The 17,215-nt window shown below is 38.7% G+C and carries 19 protein-coding genes; 10 read left to right on the top strand and 9 right to left on the bottom strand.

From position 1 onward, the window contains the following. Positions 1 to 55: 55 nt before the first annotated feature. Positions 56 to 778, bottom strand: coding sequence for a 3-ketoacyl-ACP reductase (locus BN985_RS00290; RefSeq protein WP_042220411.1), 723 nt, complete (start codon positions 776 to 778; stop codon positions 56 to 58). Positions 779 to 936: 158 nt separating this feature from the next. Between BN985_RS00290 and BN985_RS00285 the strand changes: the two genes are divergently transcribed. Beyond that, positions 937 to 2,085, top strand: coding sequence for a thiolase family protein (locus tag BN985_RS00285; RefSeq protein ID WP_042222784.1), 1,149 nt, complete (start codon positions 937 to 939; stop codon positions 2,083 to 2,085). 120 nt (positions 2,086 to 2,205) lie between these two features. After that, complete coding sequence (locus BN985_RS00280; RefSeq protein WP_042220409.1) at positions 2,206 to 3,372, top strand: CapA family protein; 1,167 nt, start codon at positions 2,206 to 2,208, stop codon at positions 3,370 to 3,372. 127 nt (positions 3,373 to 3,499) lie between these two features. Here BN985_RS00280 and BN985_RS00275 read toward each other — a convergent pair whose 3' ends face one another. Continuing rightward, on the bottom strand, positions 3,500 to 4,186 hold the full coding sequence (locus BN985_RS00275) for a DUF1129 family protein (protein ID WP_042220408.1): 687 nt from the start codon (positions 4,184 to 4,186) through the stop codon (positions 3,500 to 3,502). Further along, positions 4,173 to 4,517 carry a PadR family transcriptional regulator gene (locus BN985_RS00270; RefSeq protein WP_042220407.1) on the bottom strand — a complete coding sequence of 115 codons (345 nt, stop codon included), beginning with the start codon at positions 4,515 to 4,517 and terminating at the stop codon, positions 4,173 to 4,175. Before BN985_RS00270 ends, BN985_RS00275 begins: the two co-directional genes overlap by 14 nt. Before the next feature lie 162 nt (positions 4,518 to 4,679). Here BN985_RS00270 and BN985_RS00265 point away from each other — a divergent pair, with 162 nt between their 5' ends. Next, positions 4,680 to 5,495 (top strand): DUF368 domain-containing protein, encoded by an 816-nt coding sequence (locus tag BN985_RS00265; RefSeq protein WP_042220406.1) that lies wholly within the window; start codon positions 4,680 to 4,682, stop codon positions 5,493 to 5,495. A gap of 70 nt (positions 5,496 to 5,565) precedes the next feature. Continuing rightward, on the top strand, positions 5,566 to 5,886 hold the full coding sequence (locus tag BN985_RS00260) for a thioredoxin family protein (RefSeq protein WP_042220405.1): 321 nt from the start codon (positions 5,566 to 5,568) through the stop codon (positions 5,884 to 5,886). Between the two features lie 89 nt (positions 5,887 to 5,975). Here the strand turns inward: BN985_RS00260 and BN985_RS00255 are convergent, their stop codons facing one another. After that, complete coding sequence (locus BN985_RS00255) at positions 5,976 to 6,602, bottom strand: VOC family protein (protein ID WP_052360567.1); 627 nt, start codon at positions 6,600 to 6,602, stop codon at positions 5,976 to 5,978. 83 nt (positions 6,603 to 6,685) lie between these two features. Here BN985_RS00255 and BN985_RS00250 point away from each other — a divergent pair, with 83 nt between their 5' ends. The 5 genes from BN985_RS00250 to BN985_RS00230 all read left to right on the top strand — a co-directional run bounded on the left by BN985_RS00250 (position 6,686) and on the right by BN985_RS00230 (position 10,775). Continuing rightward, positions 6,686 to 7,252: a GNAT family N-acetyltransferase gene (locus BN985_RS00250; protein ID WP_042220403.1), complete on the top strand. Its 567-nt coding sequence runs from the start codon at positions 6,686 to 6,688 to the stop codon at positions 7,250 to 7,252. A 65-nt stretch (positions 7,253 to 7,317) separates the two neighbouring features. Continuing rightward, on the top strand, positions 7,318 to 8,010 hold the full coding sequence (locus BN985_RS00245) for a response regulator transcription factor (RefSeq protein WP_042220402.1): 693 nt from the start codon (positions 7,318 to 7,320) through the stop codon (positions 8,008 to 8,010). Continuing rightward, on the top strand, positions 8,007 to 9,359 hold the full coding sequence (locus BN985_RS00240) for a sensor histidine kinase (protein ID WP_042220401.1): 1,353 nt from the start codon (positions 8,007 to 8,009) through the stop codon (positions 9,357 to 9,359). The genes BN985_RS00245 and BN985_RS00240 overlap by 4 nt, the downstream gene beginning before the upstream one ends. A gap of 70 nt (positions 9,360 to 9,429) precedes the next feature. After that, positions 9,430 to 10,062: a PepSY domain-containing protein gene (locus BN985_RS00235; RefSeq protein WP_042220400.1), complete on the top strand. Its 633-nt coding sequence runs from the start codon at positions 9,430 to 9,432 to the stop codon at positions 10,060 to 10,062. Positions 10,063 to 10,223: 161 nt separating this feature from the next. Continuing rightward, entirely contained in the window at positions 10,224 to 10,775 is a 552-nt protein-coding gene (locus tag BN985_RS00230) for a PepSY domain-containing protein (protein ID WP_052360566.1), read from the top strand. A 72-nt stretch (positions 10,776 to 10,847) separates the two neighbouring features. On the opposite strand, the gene BN985_RS00225 is transcribed toward BN985_RS00230, so the two are convergent. From BN985_RS00225 to BN985_RS00205, 5 genes are all read right to left on the bottom strand, one after another. Continuing rightward, a complete protein-coding gene (locus BN985_RS00225) occupies positions 10,848 to 12,425 on the bottom strand; it encodes a bifunctional metallophosphatase/5'-nucleotidase (RefSeq protein ID WP_042220399.1) in 1,578 nt (525 codons plus the stop codon). Positions 12,426 to 12,535: 110 nt separating this feature from the next. Next, positions 12,536 to 13,336, bottom strand: a complete 801-nt coding sequence (phnE, locus tag BN985_RS00220; RefSeq protein ID WP_042220397.1) for a phosphonate ABC transporter, permease protein PhnE — start codon at positions 13,334 to 13,336, stop codon at positions 12,536 to 12,538. Next, on the bottom strand, positions 13,336 to 14,154 hold the full coding sequence (phnE, locus tag BN985_RS00215) for a phosphonate ABC transporter, permease protein PhnE (RefSeq protein WP_408634669.1): 819 nt from the start codon (positions 14,152 to 14,154) through the stop codon (positions 13,336 to 13,338). Before phnE (BN985_RS00215) ends, phnE (BN985_RS00220) begins: the two co-directional genes overlap by 1 nt. After that, positions 14,148 to 14,924: a phosphonate ABC transporter ATP-binding protein gene (gene phnC, locus BN985_RS00210; protein WP_042220395.1), complete on the bottom strand. Its 777-nt coding sequence runs from the start codon at positions 14,922 to 14,924 to the stop codon at positions 14,148 to 14,150. Before phnC ends, phnE (BN985_RS00215) begins: the two co-directional genes overlap by 7 nt. 100 nt (positions 14,925 to 15,024) lie before the next feature. Beyond that, complete coding sequence (locus BN985_RS00205) at positions 15,025 to 15,987, bottom strand: phosphate/phosphite/phosphonate ABC transporter substrate-binding protein (protein ID WP_042220394.1); 963 nt, start codon at positions 15,985 to 15,987, stop codon at positions 15,025 to 15,027. A gap of 221 nt (positions 15,988 to 16,208) precedes the next feature. On the opposite strand from BN985_RS00205, the gene BN985_RS00200 reads away from it, so the two are divergent. Further along, positions 16,209 to 17,105 (top strand): YegS/Rv2252/BmrU family lipid kinase, encoded by an 897-nt coding sequence (locus BN985_RS00200; protein WP_042220392.1) that lies wholly within the window; start codon positions 16,209 to 16,211, stop codon positions 17,103 to 17,105. The last annotated feature ends 110 nt before the right edge of the window (positions 17,106 to 17,215 follow it).

Below are 17,215 nucleotides of genomic sequence, written 5' to 3'. Positions count from 1 at the left end.
CGATCATTTCTAGATTCAAACGCTTTAAATAGCGTTACTGTGCTGATTCTAGATTTTAAAAAGGGTTTGTCGCCCATTGCAAAGATTGTTTGATAAATATACGGGGGTGTAGCTTCAACTGGGCTACCATGTATTCCGCTAGATCTTCTGGTTGCATAAATTTTTCTTTATCCTGATCTTCGAGTTCGTCTCCGAAAGCAAGCTCTGTTGCGACTAGACTAGGGTTTAAAGTGAAAACACGAATATTATTTTTACGCACTTCTTGCATTAAAGCTTCTGTCATTCCTTGTATCGCGAACTTTGAAGCACTATAGGAGGTAGAGCCAGCAGTTGCTTTTAAGCCATTGCTAGAGGAAATATTTATTATATCACCTTGGTTTTTTTCGATCATTCCTGGTAAAACAGCTCTTGTGACATAATAGGTACCGAAGACATTTACTTCAAATGTGCGCCTCCACGTTTCTGGGTCCATTTCTAATATGCCCCCATGGGCGCCGATGCCTGCATTGTTAAGGAGAATATCTGCTGTTCCAAGTTCTTTTTCAAGCTTTGAAACGGCTTTGTCCACTTCCTGCTGGCTTGATATATCAGCTACAGCAATGCTTGTTTTCACACCGTGTAGTGAGGCTTTTTCTGCTACTTCCTGAAGCTTACTCTCTGTCCTTGCAATTAACCCAATATGCATACCTTCCTTCGCAAATTCAAGTGCTGTTGCACGTCCAATACCACTTCCAGCTCCAGTAATATATGCTACTTTTCCTTTGATAATCTGTCCCATTTAATCATCCTTTCTTACTTCAGTATATGTTTTAGTGAGGGCAGATTCAAAAAATACCAACTCATTATAACAATTATTTCTGATGGTTGTGAAAATTCCCTTTTCCGGTGTGAGGAGGAAAGTTATAATAGCTTTATAATGGAATGGAGGGTGAAGGGATGAGAGAAGTGGTAATTGTCGCTGGGTGTCGTACCGCTGTTGCAAAAAGAAAAGGGGCACTTGCAGAAGTTCGTGCTGATGATTTGGCAGCAACAGTTTTAGGTGATGTAATCTCTCGAGCTAATATAAGCAAGGAAATGGTTGAGGATATTATATTGGGTTGTGTTACACAGGTGAAAGAGCAAGGAGGGAACATTGCACGAACAGCTTCTCTGTTAGCAGGTTTCCCAGTACATGTTCCAGGTGTAACCATCGACCGACAATGTGGGTCAAGTCAGCAAGCTGTTCATTTTGCAGCACAAGCTATTGCATCAGGGGATATGGATATTATAATTGCTGGCGGAGTGGAGAGTATGACCCGATCCCCAATGTTTTCTAATATTAATGATACAAAGCCAAGTAAAGAACTAATAGATAAATATGAAATAGTGAATCAAGGGATCTCTGCAGAAAAAATTGCAGACCATTGGGAATTCACAAGAGAGCAATTAGATTCCTTTTCTTTGCAAAGTCATGAAAAGGCTTTAAACGCAATAGAACATGGTCATTTCAATAAGGAAATCATGCCAGTTGAAGTTATGAAAAGTGGAGAACGGAACAAGTTTTTAATAGATGAAGGTCCTCGAAAAGCTACAACGCTTGCAGTATTGAAGGGATTGAAGCCAGTTTTCCAAGAAAATGGAAAAATAACTGCTGGAAATGCGAGCCAAATGAGTGATGGTGCAAGTGCCATGTTACTAATGTCTGCTGATAAGGCGGAAGAATTGGGTGTTAAGACCAAAGCTCGGATTGTTGCACGAACAGTAGTTGGGTCCGACCCTACTTTTATGCTGACAGGCCCAATTGCAGCAACAGAAAAGGTGCTGAAACGTGCAGGCCTTACAATCGAGGACATTGATAGATTTGAGGTAAATGAGGCATTTGCACCAGTACCGCTTGCATGGTTGGAAGAAACAGGCGCAGACCCTCAAAAATTAAACGTAAATGGAGGAGCCATAGCGCTTGGGCACCCATTGGGTGCAACTGGGACAAAGCTATTAGTCTCCTTAATGTATGAACTAGAAAGAGTTGGCGGGAGATATGGACTACTAGCTGTTTGTGAGGGCATGGGAATGGCCAATGCGACAATAATTGAGAGGTTGTCTTAAAGGGGTGCGAGCTTTTTTAAAAAGCGTCTTTATGCGGAATGCATTTTTCTATTTTTCCATACAATAGTCCTGAAATAATAGTATAATAGAGGGGTGGTTAATTTTAGTAGGGGTGAATAGATGAAAACTAGATTTATACGTAATCTTTTGATTATGTTTGTACTTTCAATCGTCCTAGCAGGCTGTGCTGCGGGGACTAATATAAAGCTAGGACAGACAGCAGGAGATCATTGGGCAATTAATTCTACAATTATCTTCAAGGAACATAAAAAATGTGAGACAAGTGTGACGGTATCGGCAATTGGAGATATGCTGATTCACGCACCAGTATATGAGGATGCTCGGACGGAGGCTGGTTTTGATTTTACACCGATGCTTCAGGATGTAAAGCAATACCTGAAGGAGTCCACGATTACCATTGCGAATCAGGAAACAATGATAGGCGGCGAGGCACTCGGCCTTTCCAGTTATCCTCAGTTTAACAGCCCTTTTGAAGTTGGAGATGCTTTGAAAGAGGTGGGAGTGGATGTGGTCACCCTTTCCAATAACCATACGTTAGACCGTGGAGAAGAGGCAATTCTGCGGGCAATCGAACATTGGGAAGCAATTGACATGATGTATACCGGCGCCTATAAAGATGAAGTAGATCAGCAGCGCGTTCGCGTGCAGGAAACCGAAGAAGGGATTTCCTTTGCTTATCTTGCTTACACGTATGGGACAAATGGTATCCCTATCCCTACAGGCAAGGATTATCTGGTTAATATGATAGATAGGGAGCAAATAGCGGCTGATATGGCTGAGGCGAAAGACAAGGCAGATGCAATTATTGTGAATTTGCATTTTGGTACTGAAAATGAGCGTATGCCAAACCAAGCACAAAAAGAACTGGCACAATACGTAGCAGACCTGGGTGCTGATGTGATAATAGGTCATCATCCACATGTGTTACAACCGGTAGAATGGCTAACAGGTGAAGATGGAAAGAAAACACTGGTTGCTTATTCACTAGGTAATTTTCTCTCTTCCCAAAAGGAGTATTATCAGCGAATTGGTGGTATGCTCCAATTTACGATAAAAAAAGCAACGAAGGGTGATGACGTTAAGGTGGTCGTTGAAGAACCAGCATTTCTACCAACCTTCGTGAGTTATAACGGTTTTTCGGATTACCGCGTATTACCGATGTTTAGTTTATCTAATGAGGAACTAGCAGGGGCTTCACAGGTTTACCAGGAGATAAAGGACCATCTCTCGCAATGGGTGCCAGAATTAAAGTTTATAGAAAAGTAGAGAAATCAAGACCAATGAGTGTTACAGTACAAAAGATTATGAGCCTCCCTCCGAAGTTTAGACCTAATTTCTAACGTTCGGAGGGAGGCTCATTTTTTAAATGAAGTTTGGCTCTTGCTTTACCGTCTTAGGTAGTTTGGTTTTTCCTCATTAGATAAGATGATAAGTAAAGCAATGCACCTAAAATTGCTAAATAGAACGTAGGAATGCTAACTTCCTTACCAAATGCAGGCATAAATCGCTGAATTAGCATAATAAGGCCAATAAATACAGTGCAGATAATCCAGACTTGGAAGAACTCTACCCATTTCTTTGTTTCTTTCTTGGAAAAAGCCCCCCTTTTAATCCATTTTAGAATGGAAAAAATAAAAACACCAAGGAGTATTAGATCAATAACCAAGATCGCAATTCCAGACCCAATAGAGAAGGTAGTCAGCGAATTTCCAATACCAAAAAAGAAATAGAGGGCTGTTCCTAAAATTCCAGTTACTCCAATAAATATACCAAGGAATTGCAATACGATCATTATGATTAAAGATATTTGGTTCTTTTGTTCCTCTTTAGGAATTTCTTTTATAACCTCTTTACAATAAGCCTTTGGGTCACTTCCAAATACCTCTTCAGCAGTTTTTCCTTCTTGTTGAGCCTGCAATAGATGCTCAAGCATTTCCAATAAAACCTCTTCTGTTTGTTGCTCAGATTTATTGCCATTCAAGCGGATATAGAGAAGCATATCTTCATAATACTTTAAGTTATGCTCCGTCAACCTAGTGCGTTTTTCGTTATTAAGCTCAATAATTTCAGTCGCTTCCATGTGCATTTCCTCCTTGCTCGATAATGTTGTCAACAGGTTCCTTAATTAACTCCCAATGATGGGTAAATAATTGTAACGCTTCATATCCTTTCTCTGTTAGCTTATAGTACTTTCGCTTCGGCCCTGACTCTGATGCCCGCATTTCCCCTTTTATGAGTTCTTCTTTTTGCAGTCGAAGAAGAATAGGATATATGGATCCTTCACTTACATCTGATAGACCAAATTGCTGGAGCTTTACGGATAGCTCATAGCCATAGGCGGGTTGCATATTAATGATGGAAAGAATACAACCTTCCAGAATACCTTTTAATAATTGACTGCGTAATGACAATATACCACCTACCTTGTATAACAATATAGAGGTTGAAATAATAGCTACCTTGTTTAACAAAGTAGCTTACCTACAGTATAAAACTTTTTCTATAAATTGCAAGTCTTATTTGTTATGATAATTTTATGTAGGAAATTGAAACGCAAAAGGGAGACTTAAAAAATGGAGTGGAAAAACATATATCGCGGCATGCTAATGGGAGCAAGTGATGTAATCCCTGGTGTAAGTGGGGGAACAATTGCAGTAGTACTAGGAATTTATGATAGGCTGATTGCTGCGATCAATGGTTTAATGAGTAAAGATTGGAAAAAGCAGCTTGGCTTTTTAATACCACTGGGGATTGGTGTAGTCACAGCAATATTACTATTAAGCAAATTAATAAAGTGGCTATTTGCGCACCATCCAGGGCCAACTCAGTTCTTTTTTCTTGGCTTAATTATTGGGGTCCTCCCCTATTTATTTCATCAAGCAGAGGCGAAGCAGAAGTTTAAGTGGAACCATATTATATTCCTACTATTAGGAACGGTGCTTGTTGGTTCCCTGGCCTTTCTGGATGTGGGGGAAGCTGCAGTTATTACAACAATAACTCCAAAAACGTATGCCTTTTTGTTCTTTTCGGGATTTGTTGCGAGTAGTGCGTTGATTCTCCCCGGGATTAGTGGTTCCTTCATGCTTCTAATACTTGGTGTCTACCAAACTGTTATTGTAGCAGTTAGTGAATTTCAATGGGATATTATTGCAGTAACGGCTTTAGGGATTATCATTGGTCTTCTATTTATGACCAAAATCATTAATTACTTTTTAACCTACTTTCGAACAGGCACCTTTGCAGTCGTTATAGGACTTGTCATAGGGTCGATCTTTGTAGTGTTTCCAGGAATGCCTGCGACAACGCCGCTCCTTTTATTAAGTGTTGTTGCCTTTGCTGCCGGTCTTTTTGCAGCTTATATACTTGGAAGAGTGGAGTACAAGGATTAGAGCACACTATAGGACAAGTGTTTTAAAACACGTTATACTAGTGGTACGTATTTATGAAGGAGTGAAAAAAATGGAGCATCTCGCAACAGAAGAGCAATTTAACGAAGTTATTCAAAGCGAAGAACCAGTCATCGTGAAGTTTTTTGCAGATTGGTGCCCAGATTGCAAACGTATGGACATGTTCATTGGTGATGTGATGGAGGAGTTCAATAATTATAAGTGGTATCAAATAAATAGTGATGAAGTAAAAGGACTTGCCCAGCAATATGAAGTAATGGGGATTCCAAGCCTTTTAATATTCCAAAATGGTGAGAAAAAGGCACATCAACATAGTGCTTATACTAAAACACCAGAATCAGTAACCGAATTTTTGCATCAACAATTAGGTTAAACGTAAAGAGCGGCCCGTTGTATACACTAGCGGGTCGTTTTCTGTTTTTCATGGGGGAGGAGGGCCCTCCCACCAAATGAAATCTCACTTTATTCTAAAAAGAAATCTATTGTTTTCTTGCTAGTAAATTGAATTTTTCCGTTTACGGCTAGGTAAAGATTATTAGAAATAGAAAGATGCAGAACGTTTTCCACGTCGGCTTGATGATGGGCAGGTATTTCTAATAAGGAAAGCTTTTTTTGATTAATTAATTTCGGATCAGCTGGTTTATTTGCACTCGCCCACTCAATTAAAAAGGGGAGTCTTGTAGAAGGCTCAGGAAAGAGCATTTTCCATGAGAGAGTGGTGCCATCAGGTCTACTTCTTCCTGCTGAAACGGGACCATGATATGCAATACGTTCCTGTTTAAATTGTTCTTCAAACTTTGCCATCTCCTCTGTGCGGAGAGCATACTGTATTGGTTTTTCCACGCCATCGCCTAGTGATTTGACCACCTGTTTAATAAGTGGGTTGTTCGATTGGAAGGCGAGCTGCTTATCGAATAAACCGATCCATTCAATATAGCAATTGTTAGTAAAATAAGCGAGATAATTATGGGTCCCCCACTTCTCGTGTTCTCCTCCTTTTACCACGATTACGTCGTATTTTTTTCCAAATTCTTCTGCGGCTTTCTTCGGGTCATGAGCCGTAATGACAATATGGTCGATGGCTAACAATAAATTCCCTCCTTTAAATTGTTTCTAATTTTCATAAATCTAGTATAATAGAAAAAACTTTGTTTGTAAGGGAGAGGGACTTCATGCATAAACATCCATTACTTATTGATTTTCCACAGGAAATAACGACAGAAAGACTACTCATAAGAATACCCCAGCCAGGGGATGGACAGAGCGTATATAACGCAATTCAGGCAAGCAAACCTGAATTAAAAAAATGGCTACCGTTTGCTCAAGGAGAACAAACATTAGAGGAAACAGAAATTAATGTTAGAAAGGCGCATATCAAGTACCTTGAATGTGAGGATATGCGGATGCATATCTTTTTAAAGGAGACAGATACTTTTATAGGGTCAACTGGCCTGCATAAGCCCAATTGGGAGATTCGAAAATTTGAAATAGGGTACTGGCTGGACACAAGATATTGTGGGATTGGCTATATGACTGAAGCGGTGCGCGGTCTCACCGATTTTGCTTTAAATATCCTTGAGGCAAATAGGGTAGAAATTTGCTGCGATGAATTAAATAAAGAGAGTAGGGCCGTCCCAGAAAGGCTTAACTTTAATCTAGAAGGAATATTAAAGAATGAGGATAAAGCTGTAGATGGTGATGAATTAAGGAACACATGTATTTATGCTAAGACAAGTTAGATAAAGATTTTGACTTCTACTTTTGCTAAAATAAAGACAAAACCATCTTGAAGGCTGGTGAGTCAATGACACAAACGAAAATTTTAATTGTTGAAGATGAACAGAAATTAAGTCGAGTACTACAACTAGAACTTGAATATGAAGGCTATGAGACAGGTATTGCTAGAGATGGGAAGGAAGCATTAGAGAAAATAGAGGGTGGAAATTGGGACTTAGTCTTACTTGATATTATGCTGCCACAACTAAGCGGCTTAGAAGTACTAAGGAGAGTAAGAAAATTAGGGGAGTCAATGCCCATCATTTTATTAACCGCAAGGGATGAAGTACATGATAAAGTGAGTGGTTTGGATATTGGTGCAAATGACTATATTACAAAACCTTTCCAAATTGAGGAACTCTTTGCTCGTATCCGTGTCCATTTACGTAGCACCACCAGCCAACTAAATAACGCAGAATTTTTAGAGGTTGGGGAACTGACAGTTAACATTGGTAGCAGGGAAGTGAAACGACAAGAAAAGGATATTGATTTAACACCACGAGAATTTGACCTACTCGTCTGCCTTTTGAAAAATAAAAATATCGTCCTAACTAGGGAACAATTGATTGAGCAAGTATGGGGCTTTGATTACTACGGGGATACAAACGTAGTTGATGTCTATATTCGTTATCTTAGACAAAAGATTGATAAAGGTCATGAGGACGCTTATATCCAGACAATTCGAGGTGTTGGTTATACAATAAAGGACCGGTCAAAATGAAACTTCGAACGAAAATACAATTGTTTTCCAGTATATTTATCCTTCTTCTTCTTTTACTCGTTAACATGGCGATCTATTTTCTTTTCTATAAAATTTCCACAGACAGTCAACTAGAGCAATTAGCTGAACAAACATCGACCATTGTAGAGGCAATAAATAATGACCCAGCCACTGCAACAAATGAATTTATGAAAGCATACTTACCCCAAGACGGAATGATACGAATTGTTGATCAGCAGGGGACAGCTTTTCTTACAGAGCTAAATGAGGATTATTCGTTCCGTGATCCTATTTTTACGGAGACGGAAAGGCAGGAAATTGTATCTAGTGAAGGCGCACCAGATGTAGCTGTGATAGCAAAGCCCATTATTTGGAATAATGGAAGTCATGCAAATGAAGTTGTGACAATTGAAGTTTCTAGTCAGTTAACACCGCTAGAAGAGACAATGCAAACATTGTTTTTTGTTTTAATAGCGGCTTCGATTATCATGCTAATTCCTATTATTATTGCTGGAAATGTACTCAGTAGGTTTTTATTAAAACCAATTAAGGCACTAATTCAAGCGATGCGTGAGAATATGCAACAGACATCATGGAAAAAAATAAATGTGGAGTCACGTTCAAAAGACGAACTTTATGAAATGGAAATGACTTTTAACGAGATGATTGATTTCTTAAAGGAGTCTTATGAAAAACAAGAAATATTTGTCTCGGATGCGTCACATGAATTGAAAACACCAATTTCTATTGTCAAAAGCTATGCCCAGCTATTAAAGCGGAGAGGAACTGTAGACCAAGAACTTGTGGCAGAGTCTCTAGAGGCAATTGATTCCGAAGCTGACCGAATGCAAAAGCTTGTAGAACAAATGCTAGCGTTAGCAAAAAACAAACAGGTAAGAGAGAAGGAAGACGTGAATCTAGCCAAACTTGTGGAACAGACAGTACAAACCTTCCAGAAAGCTTATGACCGAGACATTCAGTATAAAAAGCAGGATGGGGAGCAAGTCGTTCGCGGTTTATCTGCCCCGTTACAGCAGGTGGTATACATTTTAATTGATAATGCATTGAAATACAGTCAGGGAAAGATTGATGTGAAATTATTTGCTAAAGACACGTCAGTTGTCCTCTCGGTACAAGATTACGGAAATGGGATAAGCGAGAAGGATCAAAGTCGAATCTTTGACCGTTTTTATCGTGTAGATAAGGCGAGGAGTAGGGATACAGGTGGAACAGGCTTAGGTCTAGCTATTGCAAAATCCATAACAGAAGCTCATCAGGGTGAGTTAACGGTTAACAGTATAGTGGGAGAAGGAACAACTTTCTTTCTTACCCTGCCACGTTCTCAGTGAATTCTAATCTTACTCACCATTTTTTCAAAGTATGTTCACTTAAACTTTAAAGTAGTTGGGAGGGAATCCAATGAAAAAAAAGACTGTAATGATGACAGGTGGACTTGTTGTATTGCTACTGATAGGATTTGGGATATATCATGCTTTTGCTAGTACTACAAGCCCTGAGTACTCAATAAAGGACATTAGACAGGTTATTAACAAGCAATATCCGGGTGAGGTAAGCGAACCACAACTAAATGAGAAGGAAAGCTTTTATGAATCTGTTGTGGAGAATGAGGGAAATAAATATTCAATAAAGGTCGATGCAAATACAGGTGAAGTATTGGAACTAAAGCTGACAGAACAAAACACAGGGGCTAATGCAGAAGAAGATAGAAATGCAGAATCAAGCAATGGAACTGACAACGACAACACAAACAATCAGGATGGCCAAGAGAAGGTCAGTGAAAAGGACAATGGAAATGAGGATTCTAAAAATACAAAGCAAACCGAAAAGAATGTTACCATTAGTTTGAGTGAAGCAAAAGAGATTGCGTTAGAACGTTTCCCAGGTAATATTGAGGAAGCTGAATTAGATGAAGATGATGGTAGGTACCTCTACGAAATTAACATTGTTAATGGGGATAAAGAAGCAGAAATAGAGATTGATGCTTTTACAGGCGAAATACTTTATCAAAATATTGAAGTTGATGATGATTAATTTTACAAGGGCTGCTGACTTAGCAGCTTTTTTGTTTGGGAATTTCTTTACGTTTCACAAGTTGCCGTTTTGTTCTTTCTCATGAAATTCTAATGTTATCCACACTTTCTTTTCATAAGTGTTGGTTATTATTAGAGTAACAACAAAAAGGAGGAATTAACATGATGAAGAAAAAAGTAGGTTTATTAATTGGGTCAGTTGCTGGTGCTGCAATATTGGGTTTTGGAGTTTATCAATCAAGCGCAGACGCTAAGGATCCTAAATTGAACACAGAAGAAATTCAACAGATGGTGACAGAACAATATTCTGGAACAATCACTGAATTAGAATTAGAAAAAGATGCAACAAGAACCGTATATGAGGTTGAAGTGACGGATACAGAGAACGAAATAGACCTTAAGCTGGATGCAAGTTCAGGCGAAGTGTTAAGTGAAAAGTCGAAAAAGGTAGATCTAGAGGACGATCGTGATGATGTTGAAATCACAACTAAAGATGTTCAAAAAGGAGAGTTTATTACCGTAAAAGAAGCCATTTCCATTTCAAAAGAGCAATTTGATGGAGAAGTGAGAGAAGTAGAGCTTGATGAAGATGATGGCAGGGTAGTGTATGAAATTGAATTAATCAAAGACAGAAAAGAAGCTGACTTTGAAATTGATGCAGTAACAGGCGAAGTCTTAGAGTTGGATATTGACACAGAAGATGATGATGATTAATTAATATTTAATAGAAAGCTAACAGGAACAGGCAAGCCCGAGCTCGCCTGTTCCTATAGTTTGTCCACAGTGTTATTTCACTTTTACTGCAAAATTAGAAGTAATTGTTGCTTGTACGGTTTTATGTCGTTCAAAGTAAGCACGAATAATCTCAACAGCGTCTTTCTGAATTTCTTTTACTACAGGTTTCTCTTTAAACATGTCATAATTTCCGCCCCCTGTAGCCCGATAATTGTTAAGCACAACATGATAGCTCTCATCCTCAGACAAAGGCTTTCCTTGATAGGAAATGTTCCTAATCCGGTTTCCTACAGGTTCGTTCACTACAATAGTGTAGTCGATACCTTCCCACATATCATAATTGTAATGCTGGGGTTTGGGCGTCTCGTAAGCAGGGTTAACTGCTATTTCCCCATAATCATTAATAGTAAAGTATTCTGCGCTTTTTTCTAATGCTAGCTTTATGTCATGCCCTGTAAGCTCAAGCACTACTAAGGTGTTTGGATACATATAATTGGATACAACATCACGCATGGTAACAGAAGAAGCAAATCCTTTGGAGCTATTATTAAGTAAAGAAGTGACAGAGATATCGACACCGCTCTCCTCCATTTGTACCTTTTGTATAAATTCAATAAATGGATGCTTGGCAATTCTTGCTTGAAAAGGATTATGAATGGCCATATCACCTTCTATAAATCCGATAGGTTCATCAAGCCAATTTTGTGTTGAAGCTTCCAAATCCTCTATTGCCTGTAATGCCTCCTGGTCAGCAGGGACCGAATGTAAATCACGAAGTTGAGCCATTTTTTCTGTGATTTCCCATTTCCCAGAGGTGTTGGATAGGGAAATATTAACCTCGCCATATAGTGTTCCATTATTTCCAGGCTGGATCACTAGTACATCGTTTACTTTAGTTGTGAGTTTTCGGTGCTGATGACCTGTTAACAAAATATCAATTCCTTCTATATCACACATACGGTATCCCTGGTTTTCCCCTGTTTGTACTTCTGTTTCTTCACCTGTTTCTAGGTCACGCTCAAAACCTCCATGATATGAGGCGATAAGAACATCCGGATTTTCAGTTTTCCGTATATATGTCGTCCATTCTTTTAATGTTTCATAGGCATCTGCAAAATACAATCCCTCAATATGGTCGGGTGATTCCCAATTTGGAATGTAGTGCGTCGTAACACCTATAACGGCGACTTTTAAGCCATTTGGGAATATCTTAATAAGATATGGTGGGCCATATTTTGGTTCATTTGTAGTAATATCAATTATATTTGCTGAAATCCAGGGGAATTTTGACTGCTTCACAGCATCAGACAATACATTCTTTCCAAAATTGAATTCATGGTTACCAATTACTGCCCCATCAATATCAATTTGGTTCACAAGCGTTATCATGGGATTTCCTTTATGTCTATGTTGTTTCACATAGTGGGTCATAAAAGGAGTGCCCTGTATTAAATCTCCATTATCCAGGACAAGCACGTTTTCCTTTTCATTTCTTATCTTCTTCACTGCAGTAGCATACTTAGCTAATCCACTGTCGGTAGATTCATTGGTGCCATATGAGATTGGCATGGCGTTACCATGGACATCACTAGTATATACAATAGTAAGTAGAGCATTTTCTTTCTTCAAAGCGAAGCATCCTTTCTAAATCAAGCTGAGTTTCTGTTGTGTATTTTGCTAATAATAAGGAACGTCCCACAGGGCATACCTGCGGGACGTGCCGTATGAATCTGCCTGGATTATACGATTTTACGACGTATACGTGCAGATACAAAATCAATTATAGTTACAACAATAATGATAGCTAGAAGAATTAAACCCATTTCGTTCCAGTTACGATTGTTGGCTGCGAAAATAATCATGGTACCAATACCACCCGCGCCAACGATACCGAGAATGGAAGAAGCACGGATGTCTACTTCAAAACGGTAGATCGCATAGGAAAGAAATTCCGGGATTATCTGTGGTATAACGGCGTAGAACAGTATTTGAATCTTATTTGCACCGTTCGCTTCCATTGCTTCCACAACCTTCATATCGATCGATTCAATTACCTCTGAATAAAGCTTTCCAAGCATACCTGTTGAACCTATTGCGATAGCTAAAACCCCTGCAAATGCGTTTGGTCCTACAGCTACTACAAATAGGATGGCAAGAATTATATCTGGAAATGCGCGTACTGCTGACAATATCCACTTTCCTATAGTCGTAAGGATTCTGCTTCCTGTCATATTATGTGCTGCTAAAAAGCCAAGAGGTATAGCAAGAATTGCCGCCATTAAAGAACCGGCAAACGCGATTAAAACAGTTTCCAGTATGCTTAAGGATACTTCGGCTGTTGCGGACCAATCTGGGCGAAATAGATTCGGAATTACTCGGGCAAAGTTATTTGCAATACGGTCAATAGCTCTAGCCCAGTCTATGTCGATACCAAGAAAGGTCCATACATAGATCGCAGCAATTATGACAGTTATAAGGATAGCTTTTATTTTTTTAAACAACGATTTTTCTGGCTTTGGAGGTAGTGTATAAGATTCCATTATATTAATGCCTCCCTTAGCTTGTTGCTGATATATTCAATGACAATAACAACGACAAAAATTAGGATAATAATTGCCATAGCGTTTGGATAGTTATAGAAACCGAGCTGCTGATCTAAGATAAGACCAATCCCCCCCGCTCCTACTAGGCCAAGAACCACAGAGGCACGGATGTTTATTTCAAATACATAAAGTACAAATGACGTAAACTGTGGGAGGACCTGTGGAACTAAACCAAAAAAGATAACTTGAAAGACATTACCGCCAGATGCTCGCATTGCCTCCAATGGATTCATGTCGACAGATTCAATGGTCTCACTGATAAGCTTAGCAAGAATTCCTAGTGAGAAAATGAATAGTGCTAATATGCCGGGCAATATTCCAATTCCAAACAAACCAACAAAAATAACTGCTAAGACAAGATCAGGGATCGTACGTAAAATATTCATTAATGTTCTTGTTGCATAATATAATGGTTTAAACGTTGTAATGTTTTGGGCCGACATGATGGCTAATGGCACGGTGAAAATCGTTGCAAATGTTGTCGCGACAATTGCCATTTGAATCGTTTGTGCCATAGGTCCCCAAACTGCTGGGATTACACTTAAATTTGGTGGAAAAAACTTCCCGATAACGGTAAACATGTTGCTAAGTGAATTACTAAAACCGCCAACCATATCACGTTGGGTCCAAAACATACTGAAAAGATAAAAGCCCAGCACCACAAAGAAAATGAGAGTAACTTGCGCTTTTGTCTTAGCAGGAAACAAGGACGGAGTTTTACTTTTTATTACATCCTTTGATTGGTTGGTCACGATTCATCCGCCCCCCCACGCAAGTCATCCTCACGTATTGAACGGCCATAGATTTCCTCAAAGGTTTTTTCGGTAACTTCAGAAACTGGTCCATCAAATACTACTTCCCCTGCACGCATTCCAATAATGCGATCTGCATATTCCATTGCCATATCAATGAAGTGAAGGTTTACAATAGTTGTGATGTTATCTTCTTTGTTGATCTTTTTTAAGTAAGACATCACCTGGTGTGATGTCGGGGGATCCAAGGAAGCAACAGGCTCGTCTGCTAAAATATAGCCTGGTTTTTGTGTTAATACTCGGGCGATACTAACCCGTTGTTGCTGCCCACCACTTAGTTCATCAGCACGGTTGTATATTTTTTCAGCTATATTAACACGCTGCAAGCTCTCGTATGCAAGCCCAATATCTTCTTTTTTATAAAAGTTTAATATAGAACGTAATGTTCCAGTATGACCAAGACGTCCTGCGAGTACGTTTTTTAATACATTGGTACGTTTTACTAAGTTATAATTCTGAAAAATCATACCAACCTTTGTACGCAATTTGCGCAATTCCCTGCTTCGATAAGATAAAATGTCTTCGTCATCAACAAGAAGGGATCCCTTAGTAGGTGTAACAAGTCGGTTAATACTGCGGATAAACGTTGATTTTCCAGCACCTGATAAGCCAACAATAACGACAAATTCACCATCATTAATTGTAACATTTATATTCTTAAGTCCTTCTGTGCCATTAGGGTAAACAAGACCGACATCTTTAAATTGAATCATAATATGTATTTCCTCCAATATAGCCAGGATTTAACTAAAAACTAGGAAAAAAGGGAGAGATTAAGCTCCCCCTTTTCCGGTTAGGTTATTTTATTAGTTTTTATAGCTCAATATTATCTTTAAATTCCTGGTATGTTTCTTTAACTACTTCATATTCCTCGTCTGAAGCTTCGTCAATGGCATCCCAGTTGTATACATCTTTCATAATTTGAATCATGTCGTCGTCATCGTTAAATGACATGAAAGCATCCTTGATTTCCTGAACGAGTTCACTGTCAAGTTCTTTTGTTACAGAAATGGTGTCATTTGGAATTTCATCTGTATAACCAAGAACTGTTAACTCATCCATCACGTCAGGATATTCTTCTACAAGCTCTGTACGTACATCATCAAACGTTGTTGCTACGTCAGCATCACCATTGTATACTTCAAGTGCCGCGTTATCATGGCCACCTGTCTGTTGCGTGCCAGCAAAGAAATCATTTTCTAATTCAGTTGCGGAATCATAATCGAACTCTTTCATTAGTTGGCTTGCAGGGAATAAATAACCTGAAGTAGAACCTTTGTCACCATATGCCCAGATTTTTCCTTCTAAATCAGCTAGTGACTCGATACCAGAATCAGCTCTTACTAGATATTGTGCTTTGTATGTACCAGAACCATATCTAATGGACTTTAAGATTACTTCAACATCATATTGCTCGTTAGCTAGAACATATCCAAAAGCAGGGATAAAACCTACATGCACTTGGTTTGCACCCATTGCTTCAACTAGTGCGTTGTAATTCGTCATTACTTGACCTTTTACTTCAATACCTAATTCTTCACTTAGACGATCTGCCAGAGGTTCTACAGTGTCAGCGATTGTGTCAGAATCCTGTGATGGAACAAATCCCATAACTATAGTATCTGGAGTTTCTCCACTGCTTTCGTTGCTGTCTTCGCTATTCTCGCTACTGTTATCTCCTTCAGCATTGCTTGAGTCTGAATCGTCAGAGCTACCGCATGCCGCTAAGAATAGTGCAAGTGCCAGCACAAGTACTAGACTATAAAGTTTTTTCATCTTGACCCTCCTGAAAATAATTAATATATCTTACTATTATATTAAATACCAAATAGGTAGAAAATGCTAGACTATTTTTTATATTTTACGTAATTTTTACAATACTAATTTAGGATTTTAATAGATAGTAAGTTATAAGTTCTATGTTACATCAATGTGATGTTTCTTTTATGTGAAAGAAGGAAATAAATACAGTAACGTATAAAGAGGAGTGGATCTTAATGCCCAGGTTTACGAAGGCATTGTTACTATATAACGGAAATGCAGGTAGAGGGGATATAGAGCAGAAGCTAAGCGATGTACTTCCCATACTATCACGTGGAATAAAAGAACTGATTGTTTTACAAACAGCATCTAAAGAGGAGGTTACAGAGGTATGTAAGAAAAATTCTGACCAAGTTGAATTACTAATTATTTTAGGTGGGGATGGTACCTTACATTGCTGCATTAATGCGCTTGCGCCTTTACCTAATCGGCCGATTATTGCTGTATTGCCTGGAGGGACTTCCAATGATTTCAGTAGAATGTTGGAGATTCCACAAAATTTATCAGCTGCTGCTGAGGCTATTATCGAAGGGAAGGTTTTAGATATCGATGTCGCCCAATCTGATGAGAAATACTTCTTAAACTTCTGGGGTATTGGGATGGTTGCAGACACCTCTAAAAACATTGATGATCAGCATAAAAAGTCTTTCGGTGTCCTCAGCTATTTTATGAGTACACTTAAAACAGTAAGTCAATCAGAGCAATTCACCTATAAGATTGAAACAAAAGGAGAAGTTTATGAAGGGGAGGCTGTCGTAATTCTTTTCCTTAATGGTACGTTTATAGGGACACGTCAAATACCGGTTTTAACAATTGACCCTACCGACGGCTATTTAGATGTACTTATAGTGAAGAACTCCAGTATTGCATCCTTTAGAGAGCTACTCTCGATGAGTAATGCCGAAGTTAATAAAGAAGCTTTAGAGCAATTAATTCATTTTCAGGCAGATGAAATCAAGATTAATACAGGCACAGCGAAGGAGATAGATATGGACGGAGAAATTTCTACAGAAACTCCAGCTGACATTCGCATTCTTCCTAAACATATTCAAATGATTCAAGCTCAAAATTAAATTCTAAAAAATACTTTTCAAATTAGATGAAAAAGAGAAAAAGTCGCCAAACATGAAAATAGTTAAGAATTAATTACTGGAAGCAAAAGGTATATTTCTATATATGTTTT

The sequence above is a fragment of the Oceanobacillus manasiensis genome (genome assembly GCF_000724085.1).
Taxonomy (GTDB): domain Bacteria; phylum Bacillota; class Bacilli; order Bacillales; family Amphibacillaceae; genus Oceanobacillus_B; species Oceanobacillus_B manasiensis.
The sequence above is the reverse complement of the archived record's forward strand: the minus strand, read 5'-3'. Positions and strand labels throughout refer to the sequence as shown.